General features: G+C 40.4%; 17 protein-coding genes. 3 read left to right on the forward strand and 14 right to left on the reverse strand.

The genetic code is table 11. The annotated features are described in order from the left end of the window. Window positions 1–54: 54 nt before the first annotated feature. From AAC000_RS05860 to ccoG, 5 genes are all read right to left on the reverse strand, one after another. Window positions 55–678: a thiol:disulfide interchange protein DsbA/DsbL gene (locus tag AAC000_RS05860; RefSeq protein WP_339720930.1), complete on the reverse strand. Its 624-nt coding sequence runs from the start codon at window positions 676–678 to the stop codon at window positions 55–57. A 158-nt stretch (window positions 679–836) separates the two neighbouring features. After that, window positions 837–2,108 (reverse strand): porin, encoded by a 1,272-nt coding sequence (locus AAC000_RS05865; protein WP_339720932.1) that lies wholly within the window; start codon window positions 2,106–2,108, stop codon window positions 837–839. A 14-nt stretch (window positions 2,109–2,122) separates the two neighbouring features. Further along, window positions 2,123–2,551, reverse strand: coding sequence for a phosphate ABC transporter substrate-binding protein (locus AAC000_RS05870; protein ID WP_339720934.1), 429 nt, complete (start codon window positions 2,549–2,551; stop codon window positions 2,123–2,125). A gap of 439 nt (window positions 2,552–2,990) precedes the next feature. Beyond that, window positions 2,991–3,956 (reverse strand): serine/threonine protein kinase, encoded by a 966-nt coding sequence (locus AAC000_RS05875; RefSeq protein ID WP_339720936.1) that lies wholly within the window; start codon window positions 3,954–3,956, stop codon window positions 2,991–2,993. Next, complete coding sequence (ccoG, locus tag AAC000_RS05880; protein ID WP_339720938.1) at window positions 3,953–5,392, reverse strand: cytochrome c oxidase accessory protein CcoG; 1,440 nt, start codon at window positions 5,390–5,392, stop codon at window positions 3,953–3,955. Before ccoG ends, AAC000_RS05875 begins: the two co-directional genes overlap by 4 nt. 235 nt (window positions 5,393–5,627) lie before the next feature. On the opposite strand from ccoG, the gene AAC000_RS05885 reads away from it, so the two are divergent. Beyond that, window positions 5,628–5,987: a hypothetical protein gene (locus tag AAC000_RS05885; RefSeq protein WP_339720939.1), complete on the forward strand. Its 360-nt coding sequence runs from the start codon at window positions 5,628–5,630 to the stop codon at window positions 5,985–5,987. 16 nt (window positions 5,988–6,003) lie between these two features. Here AAC000_RS05885 and AAC000_RS05890 read toward each other — a convergent pair whose 3' ends face one another. Genes AAC000_RS05890 through AAC000_RS05905 form a run of 4 tightly spaced genes read right to left on the reverse strand, consistent with a single transcriptional unit; the run spans window position 6,004 to window position 9,086 of the window. Further along, window positions 6,004–7,233, reverse strand: a complete 1,230-nt coding sequence (locus AAC000_RS05890; RefSeq protein WP_339720941.1) for an ATP-binding protein — start codon at window positions 7,231–7,233, stop codon at window positions 6,004–6,006. A gap of 6 nt (window positions 7,234–7,239) precedes the next feature. Beyond that, a complete protein-coding gene (locus AAC000_RS05895) occupies window positions 7,240–7,941 on the reverse strand; it encodes a response regulator (protein WP_339720943.1) in 702 nt (233 codons plus the stop codon). After that, entirely contained in the window at window positions 7,941–8,306 is a 366-nt protein-coding gene (locus AAC000_RS05900) for a DUF3019 domain-containing protein (RefSeq protein ID WP_339720945.1), read from the reverse strand. Before AAC000_RS05900 ends, AAC000_RS05895 begins: the two co-directional genes overlap by 1 nt. Window positions 8,307–8,318: 12 nt before the next feature. Continuing rightward, window positions 8,319–9,086, reverse strand: coding sequence for a MipA/OmpV family protein (locus tag AAC000_RS05905; RefSeq protein WP_339720946.1), 768 nt, complete (start codon window positions 9,084–9,086; stop codon window positions 8,319–8,321). 299 nt (window positions 9,087–9,385) lie between these two features. Here AAC000_RS05905 and AAC000_RS05910 point away from each other — a divergent pair, with 299 nt between their 5' ends. Both AAC000_RS05910 and AAC000_RS05915 read left to right on the forward strand, forming a co-directional pair. After that, on the forward strand, window positions 9,386–11,395 hold the full coding sequence (locus tag AAC000_RS05910; RefSeq protein WP_339720947.1) for a beta-propeller domain-containing protein: 2,010 nt from the start codon (window positions 9,386–9,388) through the stop codon (window positions 11,393–11,395). 197 nt (window positions 11,396–11,592) lie between these two features. Beyond that, window positions 11,593–12,150 (forward strand): DUF3016 domain-containing protein, encoded by a 558-nt coding sequence (locus tag AAC000_RS05915; protein WP_339720949.1) that lies wholly within the window; start codon window positions 11,593–11,595, stop codon window positions 12,148–12,150. On the opposite strand, the gene AAC000_RS05920 is transcribed toward AAC000_RS05915, so the two are convergent. The 5 genes from AAC000_RS05920 to pepA all read right to left on the reverse strand — a co-directional run bounded on the left by AAC000_RS05920 (window position 12,134) and on the right by pepA (window position 20,208). Beyond that, window positions 12,134–13,768 (reverse strand): diguanylate cyclase, encoded by a 1,635-nt coding sequence (locus AAC000_RS05920; RefSeq protein WP_339720951.1) that lies wholly within the window; start codon window positions 13,766–13,768, stop codon window positions 12,134–12,136. The genes AAC000_RS05915 and AAC000_RS05920 overlap by 17 nt on opposite strands. Further along, window positions 13,765–15,261 (reverse strand): 5'-nucleotidase C-terminal domain-containing protein, encoded by a 1,497-nt coding sequence (locus AAC000_RS05925; protein WP_339720952.1) that lies wholly within the window; start codon window positions 15,259–15,261, stop codon window positions 13,765–13,767. The genes AAC000_RS05920 and AAC000_RS05925 overlap by 4 nt, the downstream gene beginning before the upstream one ends. Before the next feature lie 101 nt (window positions 15,262–15,362). Next, window positions 15,363–18,215: a valine--tRNA ligase gene (locus tag AAC000_RS05930; RefSeq protein ID WP_339720954.1), complete on the reverse strand. Its 2,853-nt coding sequence runs from the start codon at window positions 18,213–18,215 to the stop codon at window positions 15,363–15,365. Further along, window positions 18,208–18,675 carry a DNA polymerase III subunit chi gene (locus tag AAC000_RS05935; protein WP_339720956.1) on the reverse strand — a complete coding sequence of 156 codons (468 nt, stop codon included), beginning with the start codon at window positions 18,673–18,675 and terminating at the stop codon, window positions 18,208–18,210. Before AAC000_RS05935 ends, AAC000_RS05930 begins: the two co-directional genes overlap by 8 nt. Before the next feature lie 27 nt (window positions 18,676–18,702). Further along, window positions 18,703–20,208: a leucyl aminopeptidase gene (gene pepA / locus AAC000_RS05940; RefSeq protein WP_339720958.1), complete on the reverse strand. Its 1,506-nt coding sequence runs from the start codon at window positions 20,206–20,208 to the stop codon at window positions 18,703–18,705. Window positions 20,209–20,304 lie beyond the last annotated feature (96 nt).

Genomic DNA, 20,304 nt, shown 5'->3' on the forward strand with positions numbered 1-20,304 from the left:
TAGAAGCTAGAAGCTAGAAGCTAGAAGCTAGAAGCTAGAAGCTAGAAGCTAGAATTATCTTTTATTCGATAAGAATACAATCAAATCAATCATGTCATCTTGTTTCATGTCGCGAGTAAAAGTTGCTTGAAACTTGCCGTTAACAATAAAGGTTGGCACGCTTCTGACGTGTTTACGGTATTCTTGAATCGCCTTATTGTTCATTTTTAGCCTACTATTTACGCCAAAGCTCGACATCATTTTGTCAAAGTCTTCTGGTTCTACACCATTAACAACAAAGATATTTTTTAAGTCTTTAATACCAGATACTGGCGAGCGTGACACGTGAATATACTTAAAAATGGCAGCATTAAGCTCATCACCCTTTTTCAACTCTCTGGCGACCATCATAGCTTTGGTGGCATCGTCTTGTATGGCGGCGCTGGTAAAGCCCATAAAGTTGACGTGAATTTTCTTAAATTCAACATCATCGGCCAATTTGGTTTTGATGTCTTTAACTAAAGGTTCAAAATTAAAACAGTGGGGGCACCAAAAAGAAAAGAACTCTAATACTTCTTTTTTCTCAGTGGCTTGGTCAGCTATCACATTGTAATGTGTACCTTCGCGCCATTTTTCTTGAGCACAGGCTTGAAGTGGAATGAGTAAAGCTAAACTGAGTAACAATAATATTTTTTTCATAACGTCTCACAACTATTTCTAAATATGACCGCAGATTAGCATAGCCAAGAAAAAAATCCGATAGTACTTTGTAAAGTGATGTTAATTAAAAACCTGATTTTCCATCAAGATATAAAAAAAGGCCGCAATAAATGCGACCCTTTATTATTGAACGCAATTTAGAAAACGTAGTTCGCACCAAAACGAATTAATGTGACATCATCGTCGCTTAAATCGTCAGAATATTTAGTTATGTCTACCTTTAGTGCAATGTTGGTATCATAGTCATATCTCAGAGTTGCTGATAGTGTGCTGTTTTCACTCACAGTCGCGCTCAATAATCCTTGAACTACAAAGTCATTTAAGGCCCCAGTCACAAGTGGGCTAGAGGCTTCTGTGGGGAGTGCCGTAAGTGGAGCGCCCAGTTGAGCTTGCACGCCTTGGTCAACTAACATGCCAATGGGTGTACCCGCAAATGCTGCAATTTCTGCTTCTGAGAATTGCGTCGATAACATTTGATTTATCTGAGTTTGAAATTTCGGTTGGTATTCACTTTTAGATTTTTCATAGGTAATAGAAGGGGTCCAAGCCCCTACTCTTAGACCAGCAGTAACATAATATGCATCTGTTTTTGCTATAAATGAATCAGCTACATCTATTTGGGTTATTTCTGCACTAACAAACCAATCAAATTTGTCTATTTGTATGCTTAAGCCTAAAAATTCACCTTTGTCTTCGCTCCATTGAAGAGAGTCAGATAAGTTGCCAAACCCAAATGCATTTAATAACGTTAAGCCTTCAGAGGCCTCTACTAGACTATCAGTTGTAGAGTTACTAATATTTAAAGTTGTTTTACCCGTGCCAGCAACACCACGAATCTTAAACCAGTCGTAGGTTGCTTCACCAGAGAATAGAACGACGTTGTCACCTTGTAGTTCTGATCCAAAGGCTGGTCCAGTAAAGGCTCCTGCAGCAACACTCATTGCGTATTCCCAGTCTCCAGCATAGTTGGAGTAGTCGACGCGAATTCCTTCTATATTATTGAAAGGCACATCGTAAACAGAGCGTGGCGTGTTAATCCAATGATAGGAATAGCCTACATCTTTAGATGCAGAGTAATTAAACAAAGGCATGCGTAAACGACCCGCGGATAGGTTGATATTGTCGGTTGCGGCATAGGTTATATATGCCCATTCGAAATCAGCGTTGTAATCATTGTCTGCACGAGCCACAAGTTGTCCGGTAGCTGTCATTTTATCGTTGACGTCACCACTTACTTGTATGGCAAATAAGCTTTCTTCAGAAAAACTTATATTGTCTTCGTAGCCAAACAATAATTCGTCACTGCTGGCAATTCCGCCAATCAAATTTGCAAAACCGTTAATACGTACTTCTGCTTGAGCAGTCAATGTGGTTGCAGTCAAAGCCGCGAAAGTTAGTAATTTTTTCACAATAATACTCCTAATTAGTTCAACGAAATGACTTTAACTGCGTCAGAAACTGATGCACTGTCTACATAACCAATGGCATTTTGGTTGTCTGCAACAATCGCTAACACCTCTGCATCGTTGTCTAATTCTTTTGGCGGTATGCCTTTGCCAGTAAATACAAGTTTTGACCAGTAAGCTGCAATTTGAGTTGAGCTTCGGCCTAACGTGTCTGTATCGAAGGAGCCCCGAGCGTTTGAAGAGGGAACTTGGTTTATGGGTAATACTTCTTTGCCATTAGAGAACTTCTTCTCTTTACCTAGAAATATTCTTTGGACATCCTTTTGGCTCAGTGCCGCGTCGTTACTCGGATGCACAATGACGACAACATCCGCTAATGAATAAAGTGAAATAGAACAGCCAGCAGCTATGCCTATTAGAGTTTTTAAAAAAGACTTTATGGACATATTATTTACCTATGTGCAAGTTTATTAAGTATGAAAATTTATAGCATTTTAGTGCCAGTAACCAAATCTTACCTATTACAGTTTTTTATTAAAATCTCCAACAACTCCTTTAAAAATAAAGGTTTACATCAAAGTTGCTATAGTGCCGCTGATTTGGACGCGCATATTATGATCTAAAAACTACATCAGTGCTGAATTTTTAGGTATGTTAAGTTATACATGCATATGCAAATCAGATGCTTTTATAAGCAACGACATATCTTCAAAGTACCTTTGATTTTTCAAGTTGAGTGAGTGTTCCTTTATGACTCGCTTAAATTCTAAAAAGCTAACTCTTTGAAGAACTTTGTAAAAGTAGTAGATAAATAGCGACAAAACAATGCGCTTTTTACATCAGGGGAATGGTTTGGAAAGTAAGAGTAAAACACTCAATGGTGGCTTAGAGTGAAAGTGGGGGTTCTTGTAACGCAGCGAGTTGCTCTTTTAGCCCTAATATTTGTTGTTCCCAATATTTACCATCGGCAAACCAAGGAAAGGCCTGAGGAAACGCTGGATCTTGCCATCGTTTTGCTAACCAAGCCATATAATGCACCATACGCATCGCCCGTAAAGGTTCAATTAATGCTAATTGAGACACATCAAAGTCACAAAACTCCTCGTAGGCTTCTACTAGGGTATCCATTTGAATAAATTGTTGTTGCCTATCTCCTGACAACATCATCCATAAGTCTTGGATGGCTGGCCCGCTTCTACAGTCATCTAAATCAACAAAGGTTGGTCCATCGCGCCAAAGTATATTGCCAGGGTGACAATCTCCATGGAGCCTAATGTTATTCGTGCTCCTATAAAGTGATAGCGCTAAATCCACAACCTGCTGCAAAATCGTAAAGAAGGCTTGATGTAAACTTGCAGGTATCAGTGGGCTTTGTAACAGCTCTTGTAAGGGGGTTACCAAAAACGCTTCAACACTTATTGTTGGCCTATGAACAAAATTACTACTTTTGGCAATACCATGAATTCGACCAATAAAACGACCCATCCATTCGAGTTGATTTAGGTTATCGACTTCAAATTGTCTGCCTCCAACCGAAGGGAAAAGCGCAAAGTAGTAGTCGTCATAAAGGTGTAGGCTTTGTTTGTTGCTGACTATCGGAGCGACTACAGGGATTTCGTGAGAAGCTAGCTCAATTGAAAAATCATGTTCTTCTTGAATCTGTGCTTGGCTCCATCGTTGTGGTCGATAAAATTTGGCAACATAACGTTTATTGTCTTCTGCCACAAACTGATAAACGCGGTTTTCATAGCTGTTGAGTGCCAACAGTCCTGACTCAACACGAATATCCTGTGATTCAATGGCGTCGAGTATCAGGTCTGGCGTGAGTCCTGAAAAATCGAAATTACTCACAAATCGGGATACAAAAATTTACTGATTTCTTGCACCTTGACTGGGTTGGTTGCGTCGCCTACAGATTCAACTCTAAATTGAAACTCGGTAGACTCTTGCGTTAATTTATTTGGATTGATTGCAATACTAAGAGGTAGATTAAACACTTCTCCTCCTGCAACTACTGCTTCATTTTCGCCTATGTATGTATGCCCTTCAAGATTATCGACGTATATGTGGTAACGTTGTGTGAGTTGCGATTTATTGAGAATTTTTATGGTAAATACATTCTCTATAAGTCCATTGCCCGTTTCACGATACATTGGGACTCTGTCTTTTATAATGTCGATTTCTACGGGTTTTCGAGCTGCAATTTCATAGACCAGCAGACCCGACATTAGCACTAACACTATGGCGTAACCAATTAACTTAGGTCGAAATATTTTTGTGGTACCGCCTGCCAATTCAGTTTCAGATGTAAAACTTATCAACCCCTTGGGGTAATTCATCTTTTCCATTACGCCATTGCATGCATCTACGCAGGCTCCGCAATTTATGCATTCGTATTGTAAACCGTTGCGAATATCTATGCCCGTTGGACAAACTTGTACACATAAATGGCAATCAATGCAGTCACCTAAACCATTTTGTTTGTTTTCTTCGCGGCTGACCTTTCTAGCTCTTGGGCCTCTTTTTTCTCCTAAGGTCGCGTTATAAGCGACCGTATAAGTGTCTTTGTCAAACATCGCTGATTGAAAACGGGCATAGGGACAAATGTGCGTGCACATGATTTCTCGCATCCACCCAGCATTACCATAAGTACAAAATGTGAAAAACAGCACCCAAAACACCACCCAAAAACTGCTTGAGAAAGTGAAAAACTCAACAAACAACTCATCGATTGGTATGAAGTATCCTACAAAGGTTAAAGAGGTTAATAAAGCGATGCTTACCCATGCAAAATGTTTAAGAGATTTGCGCCAAAACTTATCAAAATCCATTTTTCTTTGATCTAGTTTCATGCGTTTATTGCGGCTACCTTCAATGGCTTCTTCAAACCAGATATAAATAAAGGTCCAGGTTGTTTGTGGACACATAAATCCACACCAAACACGACCCGCAAAGGTCGTTACAAAAAATAGAGCAAAGGCTGCCACTATTAAAATCCATGCTAATAATGTCAAATCTTGTGGCCAAAGCGTTAAGCCGAATATATTAAAACGTTGGGCACCGATATCAAACAATACTGCTTGACTACCATTAAACTGAATCCAAGGTAATACCGCAAAACTGCCTAAAAAAAACAGCCCAAAAAATCGCCGAATATTTTCCAACATGCCGGTAACGGCTCGCACGTATATTCTGCTGCGAGGTGTATATTCATTATCATGTTTAGATTTATCTGGGCGATGTACTTTTACGGGTGAGATGTTTTTAACGGGAATTCGCTCACTCATTAGGGGTCCTTGGTATGTCAAAAAGGCAAAAACTGAGAGTCCAACAGACTCTGATAACTTTACAAGTATACCAGTATGTTAACTGCCATGCTTGATCTCGGTCAGGATTTTTATTGATTCATTGTTGGTTATTCGTTGTTATCAAATCACATAACTATTGACTGTATTTTATTACTGCGTTGTCGCGTAGCATCAGCAATCTTCTAATAGTTGAATGTATTTAGAGTCTCAGGGTATGTTGCGTTTTGTTGTAGTTACGTTTGAAATTTTGGCATTGATAATGATTTTGCGCAGTGCTTTTGTGCAATTTTGGCTGTCTGATATACAAACCACCACTTCCCAGTGGATGCACGGCATTTCTACAACCATAGATAATCAGCAGTTAGCCAAGTTTAGAAATGAGATTTCGGAACATGTGCAAGATTTAAGTGAACCACAAACAGAATATTTGCATAGGATCACTAGTACAAAAACGGAACTCAACAACTTTAATATGCACTATTGTCAAGCACGAGATAAAAATCCTTTTATCTACGGCAACAATTTACATTATGTGTGTGGCGAAATTAGTCGTAAAGGGATCCTTGAAGTCTAACCCGAGTGCAGGTGACCTAAAAATGGTTGGGCAGGCTGATAATAAACTTCGCTCCACCTAATTCCCCTTCGGTTACATAACACTGCCCTTGGTGCCAATCGACAATTCTTTTGACTATGGCTAAACCAAGACCCGCTCCTCCTTGTTGTCTATCACGACTTTCATCTGGTCGGAAAAAAGGTGAAAATATCTTTTTACGCATACTCTTTGCCACGCCAATTCCGTCGTCTTCTATGCATATCTGAATCACCTTCTTTTGTCTAATAACATGGATTTCTAGTGCTTTTTTCGCAAAACGTGCGCCGTTTAACACTAAGTTTTCAATCGCTCTTTCGATAAAGTGTTCATCGGCTAACACATGGGGATCATCACCATATACTCTAATGTTTAGGTGAGCCAGATGGGTTTCTTTCAATCTATGCATTAATTGCTGACACAGTTGTTTAATGGGAATTTCAGATAGGTTCATTTCTGGAATTCGCGCATCTGTGCTGGCGTAATCCAGCATTTCTTGCACCAGATTTTCTAATTCATTGACGTCTTTTTGCATATCCAGCCAAGGGTTACTTTGTGCTGGGGGATTCATTGCTAGCGCAAATTTCAACCGGGCCAGAGGAGTACGAAACTCATGGGTGACCGCGCCACTTAATTCCCGTTGATTTTGCATAAGTTGCGTGATCTGACGACCCATGTTGTTGAGGGATTTTGCAATAGGATAAATCAGAGAGGATTTATTGATCGTATTTTGCTCAATGCTGCCATCGGGCTTAACATTTGAAACTGTTTTTTCAAGACTTGATAGGTCACGCCATAATGGCCGTATCCAAAATGCAATAACCCCACCTAACAACAAAAAAAATAGCACACTGTATAACAAAAACTGACCGGAGCTGGGCCTGCTAATAGGTAATGATATTTCTAGTAACTGGGATTGATTATCGATAATGTATATTTGCTCAGTCACATTAGAGTCACTTAGCACTATAACTTGGCCATTGTGTAACTTTTGTAAATTGTTATCGGACCATGCGATATCGCCTATCGAACGTACTTCAAGTGTGCCTCCTAAACTTTGAATAAAACTTCGCATATCTATGTTTTGTTGCAGGGCTGCTTCAAACACAGGGCCTAATAGTTGCATATTAGATGACTCTGCCTGAGTGAAAAATATACGTTCAAGACCTGCGCTTAGACCCACTAAGGATACGGCAATAAAAAGATATAAACTGATAAACAGGCGCGCCATAAAAGCTTAATCGTCCCACGCGTCAGCGACAAAAAAGAATCCCTTGCCCCAGATTGTCTTAATTTTGTAAGGGTGTTGGGTGTTGTCTTGTAACTTTTTACGAAGCCGAGAAATTCGCACATCGGCACTACGATCTAGCCCATCATATTCACGACCTATAACATCCCTATATAAGGTTGTTCGGTCTACCAAAGTGGAGGGGCTTTCTGCTAACTTCCATAACATGTCAAATTCATGACTGGTTAATTGTACGTCAACACCTTTTAGACATGCCGAGCGAGTTGAACGGTCAATAATGAGATGGCCATATTGCAGTCTTTGATGTGTATTCCCTGTTAACGCCGGCTCTACCTTACGTCGTAATAAGGCGTTAATTCGTGCCAGTAATACCCTAGGCTCTACGGGTTTGATGATGTAATCGTCGGCGCCAATTTCTAACCCAAAGACTTGATCGAAATCATCGTTTTTTGCGGTCATGAATAACAAAGGGCCGGGGTAATAAGGTCTTATTTTATTACACAAGGTAAAACCATTTTCACCCGGAAGCATCACGTCTAACAGTAAGATATCAGGTGGTGACGATTGCACCTGTTTCAGTAAGTTTTCACCACTGGCTAAACGCTGGACGACAAAGTCGTGTTCAGTTAGATATTGGCAAATTAGGCTACTTAGCCTATCGTCATCTTCGACAAGTAATACTTGTTTCATCAAAAAAGACTCCATGGGGGGCGGATTCGCCGGCGTTGTTGTGGTTCAATATATTTAATCTGTAACTTTTTAGAAAGAATAGTTTCTTGGGCTTTATTTTTTAATTCAATCAAGGCATTTTTCTTAATTAAAATAGAAGTTGCATTGTAGAAGTATGCCTGTTGAGAGCAGGCTAATAATTCTCCATCAAGATAAAGACAGAGAGGCTCTGAAGGCATATTTTGTGTCTCAATAGTAAAAGTCAACAAGCACTCGTCACCCACTCTCTGAGCAACACATATATTCGGTTGTATGGTCCATTCAGGCGTTTTTGCAGAGACTTTACTGCAAAAAATGATGCCCGCAATTATTACAACTGCTCTCAATTCCCTTGCCTGCTAAAAACGATACGCTACACCTAAAAATACACTACTAATACTATTCTGTTCTATCAGTGGGCTGTCTGTTAACGAGTTTGGCAGCCTTCGATAAGACATCTTTGCTAACCATGACCAGTTTTCATTGATCGGCTTAAGTACATTGAAAGACAGGTAAGTTTGCCACCCTGATTGACCATCAAAATAATATTCTGAGAGTGTTGTGTCTCTTTTTGAAACGCCATAATAATAGTCTAGTAAACGAGCACTTTTCCAGTCAGCGCCTAAGCGTAATCTCATTTGGACATCACGCCATAGCCACTTTTGGCTGTATTGCAGCGCCACTAACTGGCCTTTGTGTACATCGCTAATATCCTGCAATAATGCTAGTTGCCATTCACCAACAGTTGAAAAATAATGCCCTCGAAGACCACCATGAATCGCCCACTTACGGGTAGCTATATCGTTTATGGAAAGACTGCGTTGATTAATAAGTATATCTTCTTTATCAGAGTCAGTTGGGCCTGAGAAATCTGGTTTATCTGGGGAGCCAGGGGAAGCAATAGAAGAACCTTGTGTAGGAGCAAGGATGTTGGCTGGATGCAAAAAACTAAAAAAAGTACTTTCGCGATCAAGTGTTAGAAAAGTTTCAAATGCAAAATTGGGCTGACTCAGCCATTGATACCCCAATTCACCATTATCAAAATAAGCTTTTTCCCCGTACCAAGCAATGTCGGGTAATATAACAAGTGGAATATCTTCTCCATCCACCAATGGGTTGGTTTTCACACCAATACCTATGGCTATACCAAGATGCCAGCTACTTTCCTCGATACATGTGTCATCCTCAGAGCAAGCTAGTATTGTGCTCGAGACAAACATAGATAACAGAATTAGCAAACGAAAAAACCATAACACTGTGTACAAAAACAAAATCCTCACATCGATAATTTGTGTAGCCTAGCAGAGTTTTTGCGCCGCTTGTTACAGGGTTACAATTATTCACAATTCGATCCAAATTAGCACATATAAAATACACCAGATTCACTACACTAGCTTACATCATTTCAACAAAAAGGTATTTGACTATGCTTCAACCCAAAAAGAATAATATTGGCGATTTGTTGTGTTTAGCTATCATCGTTATGTTGGTTTTTGTATTAGCGGCTTGTACAGATGAAGATGAGATTGATGAGTCTATTATTGAACGCCCTACTGAACCTCCGAAGCTTAATACTGCTACTACTTTTGATGGTCCTTTGGTTAAGGCAGGTCAAGTCCCAGTTAGTCGCTTTATTAAAAATGGTATTTATTCTGCTGCCTTTGACTATGCCAATGGCTATAGAGTGGATGCCCCTGAATATGCAGTGACGCAAGATGCTGCCATTGCAAATACTGATTTCTCTACCACTAACACCCAAGAATCTGGGGTCGATGAAGCAGACCGAATGGAATACGACGGAAACATCTTGTATCTCGCTGCGTACCCACAGTGGTTTGATGGAGAAACTTATCAATCAAAGGTGAGAGTATTAGAAAGACAAAATGACTTTTCGTTAAATTCAGTGGCCGAATTACCATTGGTTGATGAAAATTCAAATATCGAGGGCATGTATCAACATAATGATAGGCTTGCAGTATTGAGTACCAATTTCCAAATTTATACTATGGATATTTTCACCTTTGCTCCAGAACCTTGGTTACCCAGCGAACAAAAACTAACCATAGATATATACGACACTTCTGTACCAAGTAGTCCTTCCACTGTGAGCAATATCAAGATCGATGGCTCTATAATATCGAGTCGAAGAATAGGTGATGAGCTCTATGTCGTCACCAGTTATACCGCTTATGTTGAAGGGCTCAACGCTAACGCCACTACAGAAGAAGAATTGTTGAAAAATTATTTAGCCATTTTGGACACGCCAGATTCTGAGCTTATGCCGAAGATCTATCGAAATGGTGATGAAGGTACACCTTTGAACTTGCCTGAAGATTGTGTTATTCCAGCTCAAGCTACTGACAAAGACGGTTATGCCAAGCTATTAACCGTCAGTAGAATTAACCTAACTGACCCTAATGATGTGCAATCTAGTTGTATCAGTGCTGTGGCAAATATGTTGTATATGTCAGAAGCAAACCTGTATCTAAGTGCAACTGTGGATAATCAAACTGTTTTGCATAAAGTGTCCTTAGACACAAATTTAACCTATCAAGCATCAGGTAAAATAGACGGTATTGTTGGCTGGCGGGGTGCGCCTAATCTGCGTTTAAGTGAACAAAACGAGTATTTAAGGATAGTTACCAGCGATTACACTAAAGAAGGGGCAGAACATAAACTTTCAATCTTAAATCAGCAAAACAATGAATTGTCTATTGTTGCGACACTTCCCAATGACGCCTCTCCAGAGCCTATTGGAAAACCAGGTGAAGATATATTTGCAGTGCGATTTTTGGGAGACAGGGGGTATATAGTCACATTCGAAAGCATCGACCCTCTATACGTACTTGATTTAGCAGATCCCAATAATCCACAGGTGTTAGGTGCACTGGAAATCCCTGGCTTCTCTAGTTATTTGCATCCGTTGGATAATGGTTATCTGCTTGGAGTCGGCCAGCAGGTTAATGTTAATAATATCCCGGAAAATGGTGAAGTGACCGAACAACCAGTAACGGAAGAGGGAATGAAGGTCAGCTTATTTAATGTCTCAGATCCTAGCAATCCTATTGAAGTCAATAGTATCATTAAACCTAGTGCTTTTACGCCAGTTGAGTATGATTATCGCGCCTTGTCTGTGCTAAATAATGCTGGCAGCTACCAATTCGCGTTACCCATTGAAAGTTGGTATACAACTACCGATGAATTGGTGCGTTTTTGGGCGCCTTCTAATAGTCTGCTGTTACTTGAAGTTGATACTACAGCAACCACGCCAGAGTTAATTCTAAGGAGTCAGGTCAGTCCGAAGATGAGTGAGTCTTATGCCAGTGGATGGAATGACAGAAGCGTTATTCATGGCGATAACGTTTACTATATCCATGGCAATCAGGTATGGCATACAAGTTGGGCAGAAGATGCCGCTATATTTGGGCCTTTTTAATCTGAGCAAGTGTGTTTGCTTCAATCTTTTTTGATGACTTGACCATAGTTGTCTAGGTCGGAGCAATCCGACCTTTTTTATTTTTGTGCTATAGAATAGTTGCAAATTAACCAGCACTTTTGCAGCTACTTAGAATTTTATTCAGACTATATTCATGTGTTATGGTGATACTGACAGATAAAGGTAGGGGATTTATTATGAAAATGTTAAACAAACTGATTATTTCTGCAGTGACATTAGGTTTGTCAAATCACGTTTTGGCCGAAGCAAAGGTTGAAATTGAATGGGATAAACCAGAAAAATACCGAGATGTAAGACCTAGCAATGAGTCGCGCAAAAGGTTCAGAGAAACGACCTTTGAGCGTATCGACGAATATATGAATAAACTAGCCTTGGCCTTGCCCGATAACAAAAAATTGCGAATGAAAGTAAGCGACCTTGATCTGGCTGGACAAGTGTTACCTGCTTCCTTTGTCGGCTTAGGACATAGTGCATCTGACGTACGTGTCATTAAGAATATAGATATTCCAAGAATGAAATTTAGTTATCAGCTATTAGATGGTTCTGGAGAGGTGTTACAACAAGGGGATGTGAATCTCAAAGATATGTCTTTTCTCGAACGCAGTAATAGTTTATTTAGAAATGAACCTTTGCGTTTTGAAAAAAACATGTTGAAACGTTGGTTTGAAGAAGAGTTTGAATTGCAGATAGCGCAAAAGGTGGCTAATAAAGAAGCAATTACTTCAAAGGTGTAGTGGATGAATAGTGATGATAGGTGTTTTTACCAGATTTTTTAGCCGTATATAAGGCTGTGTCGGCTTGTCTAATGATAGCTTCTGGCGTTAACAAGTGATTGGACTGAGACGCGGCAATACCGATACTCATAGTGATGTACTCAGCAACTTTGCTGAATTTATGTGGCAGAGCTATGAGTTTCAGTTTTTCAATGATATGTATGGCTAGCTCTTGCGCACCTTTTGCATCAGTGTTGGGTAGCACGCAAACAAATTCCTCTCCTCCATATCGAGCAACAAAGTCGCTGTCTCGGTGCAGTGCTTCACAAATAACCTTTGAGACATCCTTTAAACATTGGTCTCCTGCTGAATGACCATAATTATCGTTATACAGTTTGAAACAGTCTATATCCATAAGCAATACGGCAACGTTAGACTTTTGCCTAATCGATAACTCAATATCATGTTTTAAACGTATGTCTAAGGCTCTTCTATTCGCAATGCCAGTGAGTCCATCTGATAACGATAGCTGTTCAAGTTTTTGGTTTTGCATTTCAATCGTATGTGTAAACTCTTTGAAGGCCTCAACTAAATCAGTAATTTCATCGTTACCTGCTAACACAGTTTGATTTTCGAAGCCCTGAGTTTTGTTGCGGACCATTTGATTAAAAATTCTGATCCTTTTAAGTACTCTTTTTTGAAATAGGACAACAATCATTAGCAACACAACTACACCTCCAATCAAAATATTTCTAATTTGATGGGTTTGCTTTTTCATGTCCGCTACTGAATTGGCGACCTGATTCGTCATGTTTTTTTCTGTTTCGTTGGTCACAAACCCTAATTGAGAAACATAATCTTCAATTAAGTTATGAACAAAATTTGCTCGGCCAATCGCTCTGCCTTCTAACCGTAGGGATTTAATCTTCAAGGCTTGCATCCCATTGTCGCTAAAGAGCAATGTGTTAAGTTGCTTGGACAATGGCTGTTTAACACTTTTATGGCGTTCCTTCGCTGCAAGGGTGTCTAGTTCGAATAGCCGTGTTTTTAATTGGCTGAATAGAAACCTTACTGTTTGCAGTTTTTTTTCGTTCAAAGCCCTGCTAGCACTCACAGACGCTTGTGAAAAAACCAGCATCCAGGGGGACGACCCATTTTCCTCAATATTTACAGCTTGGGCATTCAGCTTATACATTTCGGCGGTTAAAAATTCGATTCTATTTAGTGTCTCTAAGCGAATATTTATAAGAGTGGAAAACTCTTCTAACTCTATAAAAATTGTGTTTAATTGAGTGTCTAAAAATTCATTTTCGAATATTTCTTTTGCCGCTTGGCGAATATTAGTGAGATTAGCTTGGAGTTGTTTTTCAGCTAAGCGTTTTGATGCGTTGGTAGATGATTTTGACAAAAGCTCGGTAGATTCTAATAGTGTCGCCGATTGGCTGTATAGCTGACTTATACGGATTAAGTTCGGCAAAGATCTATCAGATACATCAGTCAGCGTTGATTCGAAACTAAGTAAGCGAGAAAAGGTAAAATAACTGAGTAACACGAAAATAAATAAGATCCCGGCTAACCCAGCACTAAATACTGTTACTAATGAAATGCGGGCGCCTTTTTTGGCCTTTAAAACTGTCATTCAGGCATTCGCTTTATTCTGGATTCAAGCATTGGAAAAATTGTTTTTTGTTGTTGTATTACATGAATCACAATATCCGAAATCAAAGGTGTTTTTTGAGTGTTGTCCTCTTGCTTTACTGCCTTGTTGAAGGTGTCGTAACCGTCACCACCTCTTGCCAGATAATCAGAAGTGGCAACTGAGTATACTTGCTGCGAATTTAACTTGCTGCCATTAACCAGAATCGAGGTGACTCGCTCACCGGCAGGTTGTTTAATCGAATAGGTAAAAGAGAGTCCAGATACTTGTAAGAATCGGCCTTTGGCTAATTCCACTTCACTTACACTCTTTTCTAATAATTGTCTTATTTGATTGCCAGTTAAAGTAACAACATTGAGATGAGTCCTAAATGGTAACTCGGTCATAATGTCACTGCGGCTTATAATGCCTCCTTTGGTATAACTTTTATTACCACGGATAAAGCCTCCATTGATTAACGCAATATCTGTTTGTGCATAGTGTCTCAGTGAGTCGGTAATGAAATTTCCAAAAGGCATTTCTTGGGATCTTACTAGGTTTCTCGACGTGTTTAGTGCATTTCCAAAAAAACCAATTTTTTGATTGAGTAATCGAGTGAGCCTTTGATTATATTCATCAACCAGAGTTGAAGTGGTGTGCTCATTAGGTAAATCTGCATAGTCGATTGATGAGGTTTGTATGGAAAGATTTTTTTCTTGGTTGCTACTTTTCCAGCTGATTTGCAGCAGCTTGAAAGGCTCTTGGTAAGAAATTGCATAGACTTTGTTCAATGGGGAATTGCTACTGTCGCCTGTTGAGCTTAGGCGCAACGCAAAATCTATTTGCTTATCAGAAAGCAGCGTTTGGTAATAATCCCGTTCTTTTGTGTAAACTAACACTACTAGTTCAGCACCTTTTTGCCTGAGTTCAGCATTGAGTTGCCCGATAATCTTGCGTGGTTCAAATACTTTGATCCTTTTAAGTAAATATTCTTCAACCACTTCCTCATCAAGTATCGAAATAAAGCCCACTTTAATGTTGTCTTTTTCAACAATGAGACTGCTTAAAATACCTTCTAGATTATTATTAATCAGTGGATCATAAAGGTTACTGCTAACGATAGGGAAGGCTGCTTCGTAGGAGCGTAAGGTGAGTTCATCTTCGAAAAAGCTAAACTCCCTTTTGTTGAGAGTCATTAAATCGGGTTCTAGGGTATTAAGAATATCAATGATATGAGAACCCCGGTCTAAACTGGATAACGGACTCGGACCTAAACTTCCCCCTACAAAGGTAAAAATTGTCGGAGTGCCTGCTGTCCGCACTTTTTCAAGTAAACCTGCCAGGTCAGCATAACTACCGTAGGTATTGATACCAATATCAGGCATATTACCGGCAAATACTAAGGTAAGTTGTTTTTCATTTGAAGGTGCAGCACTAATGACCATGCTTAATAAAATTGCATGTAGCAAGGTTAAGAGTCGCAAGCGTTTGAACAATTATTCATTTCCTAAAAGATTAATGATTTAATGTAACACAATGACTGCAGTTGTTATGGATGTGTCATCATTATCGATAACACATCCTAGACTCAAGTTTATTATAATGACTCAATGCTGCTGCGCTGTTCGCGCAATTTACTCATCTGCATTGTAAAATCAGCCAATTTTGCCTTTTCTTTGTCAATAACTGCATCAGGTGCATTACTGACAAATTTTTCATTAGAAAGTTTACCTTGAGTTCGCGCAAAGTCTTTTTCTAATTTGTCTAATGCCTTAGTAATCCTAGCTAATTCGGCATTTTTATCAATCAAACCAGCCATGGGGATCATGATTTCAAGTGAGCCTAATAGTGATGTGGCACAAACCGGTGCTTTATCTTCTGCTCTTAACGCTGTTGCCGACTCGAGTTTGGCAATGGCGTTTAAGAACATGGTATTTTCTTGAAGCCGCCTTAAGTCTTCTGTCGATGCATTACGTAATAACACTGGTAAAGGTTTACTTGGGGCAATGTCCATTTCACCGCGAATGGTACGAATGCATAATACAAAACCTTTGACCCATTCCAAATCTTGCATGGCTGTAGCATCAACCTTAGCTGCATCATATTCAGGGTAAGCCTGATTCATGATAGTGGCAGAATGACAGTTGGCCAAAGGCGATACACTTTGCCAAATGGTTTCTGTTATAAAGGGCATAATAGGGTGCATTAATCTAAGCAAAGACTCTAGGACAGTAACAAGTGTATGCCTAGTCGCTCTCTGTTGCTCTGCATTGCCTTGTAATAAGACAGGCTTAGTTAATTCAATATACCAACCACAGAATTGGTCCCATGTGAATTCGTACAATGTATGGGCGGCAATATCAAAGCGATAGGTATCCATAGCACTGCGATAGGCTTTAATGGTGTTTTGGTACTGCCCCATTATCCACTTGTCCGCAAGGGAAAAGCTCATAGTTGAGTCTGCGTTAAATCCACAGTCAAAATCTTGGGTGTTCATGAGTACAAAGTTACTGGCATTCCATAACTTATTGCAGAAGTTTCTGTAGCCTTCTAGGCGTTTCATATCCCAGTTGATATCTCTACCAGTAGAGGCAAGTGCCGCAAGAGTGAAGCGTAATGCATCTGTTCCGTGAGGCTCTATGCCATTTGGAAATTGTTTCGCAGTTTGTTTTTTGATTTTTTCAGCCATTTTGGGCTGCATCATATTACCAGTGCGCTTTTCAAGTAAATCTTCTAAGGATATGCCGTCTATCATATCTAAAGGATCGATAACGTTACCTTTAGACTTAGACATTTTATTGCCGTCGTCGTCGCGAATAAGGCCGGTTACGTACACTGTTTTGAAGGGTACTTGTGGTTTGTTATTTTCGTCTTTAAGAAAGTGCATGGTCATCATGATCATTCTGGCGACCCAGAAGAAAATAATGTCAAAACCTGTAACCAATACATTACTTGGGTGGAAGGTTTTTAAATCTTCGGTATTTTCGGGCCAGCCTAAGGTAGAAAAAGTCCAAAGTGCAGAAGAGAACCAAGTGTCTAATACATCCTCATCTTGTCTTAAGTTAATATCAGCCGCTAAGTTATTTTTTGCACGTACTTCGGCTTCGTCCCGACCCACGTACACATTGCCCTGTTCGTCATACCAAGCAGGTATTCTATGACCCCACCATAATTGTCTGGAGATACACCAATCTTGGATATCATTCATCCAAGAAAAGTACATGTTTTCATATTGTTTAGGGACAAATTCAATTTCACCATTGGTCACTGCGTCTGCGGCAACTTTGGCTAAAGGAGCGGCTCGTACGTACCATTGGTCGGTTAACATAGGTTCAATTACCACACCACCCCTGTCACCATAGGGTACAGTTAGGTCGTGCTCTTTGACTTCTTCCAATAAACCTATTTCTTCAAATTTGGCGACTATGGCTTTGCGGGCGGCAAAACGTTCTAAATTTTGAAATTCTTCAGGCAGTGCTGCACTGAGTGCATCACTTGCTTCACCATTGGTATCGAAAATTTCAGCCTGCTGGCGAATTTCACCAGAGAAGGTCAAAATATTGATCATTGGCAGTTTATGACGTTTACCTACTTCATAATCGTTAAAGTCGTGGGCAGGGGTTATTTTTACGCAACCCGTGCCTTTTTCCATATCCGCGTGTTCGTCGCCCACAATAGGGATGCGACGATTAACCAATGGCAAATCAATAAACTTACCTATCAAATCCTTATATCTAGGATCTTCTGGATTAACGGCAACGCCGGTATCCCCTAATACGGTTTCCGGTCTTGTTGTGGCAACGACAAGATAATCTTTACCGTCTGCAGTTTTGACACCATCTGCCAATGGATAACGGAAGTGCCACATGTGGCCTTTTTTGTCTTTATTTTCGACTTCTAGATCTGAAATGGCAGTCAGTAACTTAGGATCCCAGTTAACTAATCGTTTGCCGCGGTAGAGTAAATCCTCTGAATGCAGGCGCACAAACACTTCATTAACAGCATTTGAAAGACCTTCGTCCATGGTAAAACGTTCACGCTCCCAATCAACAGATGCACCGAGGCGACGCATCTGGTTGGTAATAGTGTTTCCAGATTCGGCTTTCCATTCCCAAATTTTGTCAATAAAAGCGTCTCGGCCTAATTCTTTGCGAGTGGGACCATTCTCTGCCGCTAATTTGCGTTCGACTACCATTTGTGTGGCGATACCGGCGTGGTCAGTACCTACTTGCCATAAGGTATTATTCCCCGACATACGTTTGTAACGCGTTAAGGTATCCATAATGGTTTGTTGAAATGCATGGCCCATATGTAGGCTGCCAGTTACGTTTGGAGGCGGGATCATGATGCTGTAGGGTTCGCCTTCTCCAGACGGTTTAAATTGTCCGCTGTCTTCCCATTTTTGATAAATATCACGTTCTATATTTTGTGGATTAAATGTCTTATCCATTATTTTGTGTCTCGTTAATGCTTGAGGCGGGCAAGGTATCTAATTGATTTCCAGCCGCTCTATATTGTTTATATCGTTCTCTGGCCTGAGGTTTGAGTTGCTCTTTTGCAGGCACAAAATCAATGACTTGTCTAAATCGTTGATGAAAATCGGGGGTGGTATCGGCCAAATTAATGAGGATTGGACGATTAAATTGCTTGGGAGTTTGCCAGCTAATTTCAACAGGCGCGCCACCCATTGGGCCTTCACCTGCCAAATTGTGGGGAACAAATGCATCGTTAGGCAATTGCCATAACAATTCATCAAATTGTTCAGCCTGTTTTTGATCTTGGCAGTACACCAAACATTTTTGTTTTTGTCGATAACTACGGGTTGCCAACAAACAAGCCAGCGCAAAGTGCGCTGGCTGTTGGTGTGTGTCGTTTGTTTCATCAAGTAGATAAAACGTTACATTTGACATAGTTGAAGTGGATCCTTAAAGGCGTAATTAATCTTCTGTTTCAATACCAGCTCGGTTCATTAAGAACTGAGATAACATAGGCACAGGCCGACCAGTTGAACCTTTGTCTTTACCACCCACCCAAGCTGTACCTGCAATATCCATATGGGCCCAATTATATTTACGTGTATAACGAGATAAAAAACAGGCCGCGGTGATAGCACCTGCAGGGCGTCCACCTAGGTTACTCATGTCAGCAAAAGGACTTTCGATTTGATCTTGGTATTCATCCCATAGTGGTAAACGCCAAGCCTTATCACCACTTTGTTCAGAGGCATTGATCAATTCATGAGCCAGTGGATTATGGTTACTAAATACCGCACTGGCATGTTTACCTAATGCTACAACACAGGCGCCAGTTAAGGTAGCAAGGTCTACGACTAATTCAGGGTCAAAACGTTCTACATAGGTTAATGCATCACATAATACTAAACGCCCTTCAGCATCGGTATTGAGCACTTCAACTGTCTGCCCTGACATAGTGGTTAGAATATCACCAGGGCGGTATGCATTAGCGTCGGGCATGTTTTCACAACCGGCGAGTACACCTACTATATTGATGGGAAGGTTGAGTGCACTAATGGTATGCATTGCGCCTAATACGCCCGCTGCGCCGCCCATGTCATATTTCATTTCATCCATGGCTTCACCAGGTTTGATAGAAATACCACCTGAGTCAAAGGTTAATCCTTTACCCACTAAAACGATAGGCGCTTGACCTGAAGGACCACCTTTATGTTCCATGATTGTCATGATTGATTCATTGACAGAGCCACGGCCCACGGCCAAGTAGGTATGCATACCTAATTCAAACATTTGTTTCTCATTCACTGAGCTCACGTGCAGATTGTCGTAAGTCGCAGCTAAACCTTGTGCTTGTTCAAGTAGGTATTTGGGATTACAAATGTTGGGTGGCATATTCGCCACATCTTTTGCCGTTTTTACACCCTGAGCGACGGCTAAACCATGCTCAAGTGCGCGTTCGCCAATCGATAATTCACGGCGAGTGGGTACATTAAATACGATTTTTCGCAGTGGTCTGCGTAACTCGCCTTTTTTTGTTTTTAACTGCAAGAAGGTATACAGGGAGTCTTGCGTAGCTTCAACGGCTTGACGCACTTTCCAATAGGTATCGCGACCTTTAACATGTAATTCAGTTAAGAAACTGACCGCTTCCATAGAACCTGTTTCATTTAAGGTTTTAATGGTTTTGGAGATAATTTGTTTGTATTGACGCTCGTCTAGTTCGCGCTCTTTGCCACATCCTACCAATAAGACTCGCTCACTTAAGATATTAGGCACGTGGTGAAGTAGTAACATTTGGCCGGCTTGACCCTCTAAGTCACCTCTTCTAAGCAGGTTACTGATATAACCATCACTAATAATATCGAGCTGTTCGGCAACAGATGTTAGACGTCTAGGTTCAAATACACCTACCACAATACAGGCACTACGCTGCTTTTCTGGACTGCCACTCTTTACGCTAAATTCCACTTTGACCCCTCGTTACATGATGAGTAATACTGTAACCCGTCGCCCTTTTAATGAATAATCGCAAGGTGATATTGGGTAATACAGCTATATTATTGT

The organism is uncultured Paraglaciecola sp. (assembly GCF_963977085.1).
In the GTDB taxonomy this organism is placed as follows: Bacteria; Pseudomonadota; Gammaproteobacteria; order Enterobacterales; family Alteromonadaceae; genus Paraglaciecola.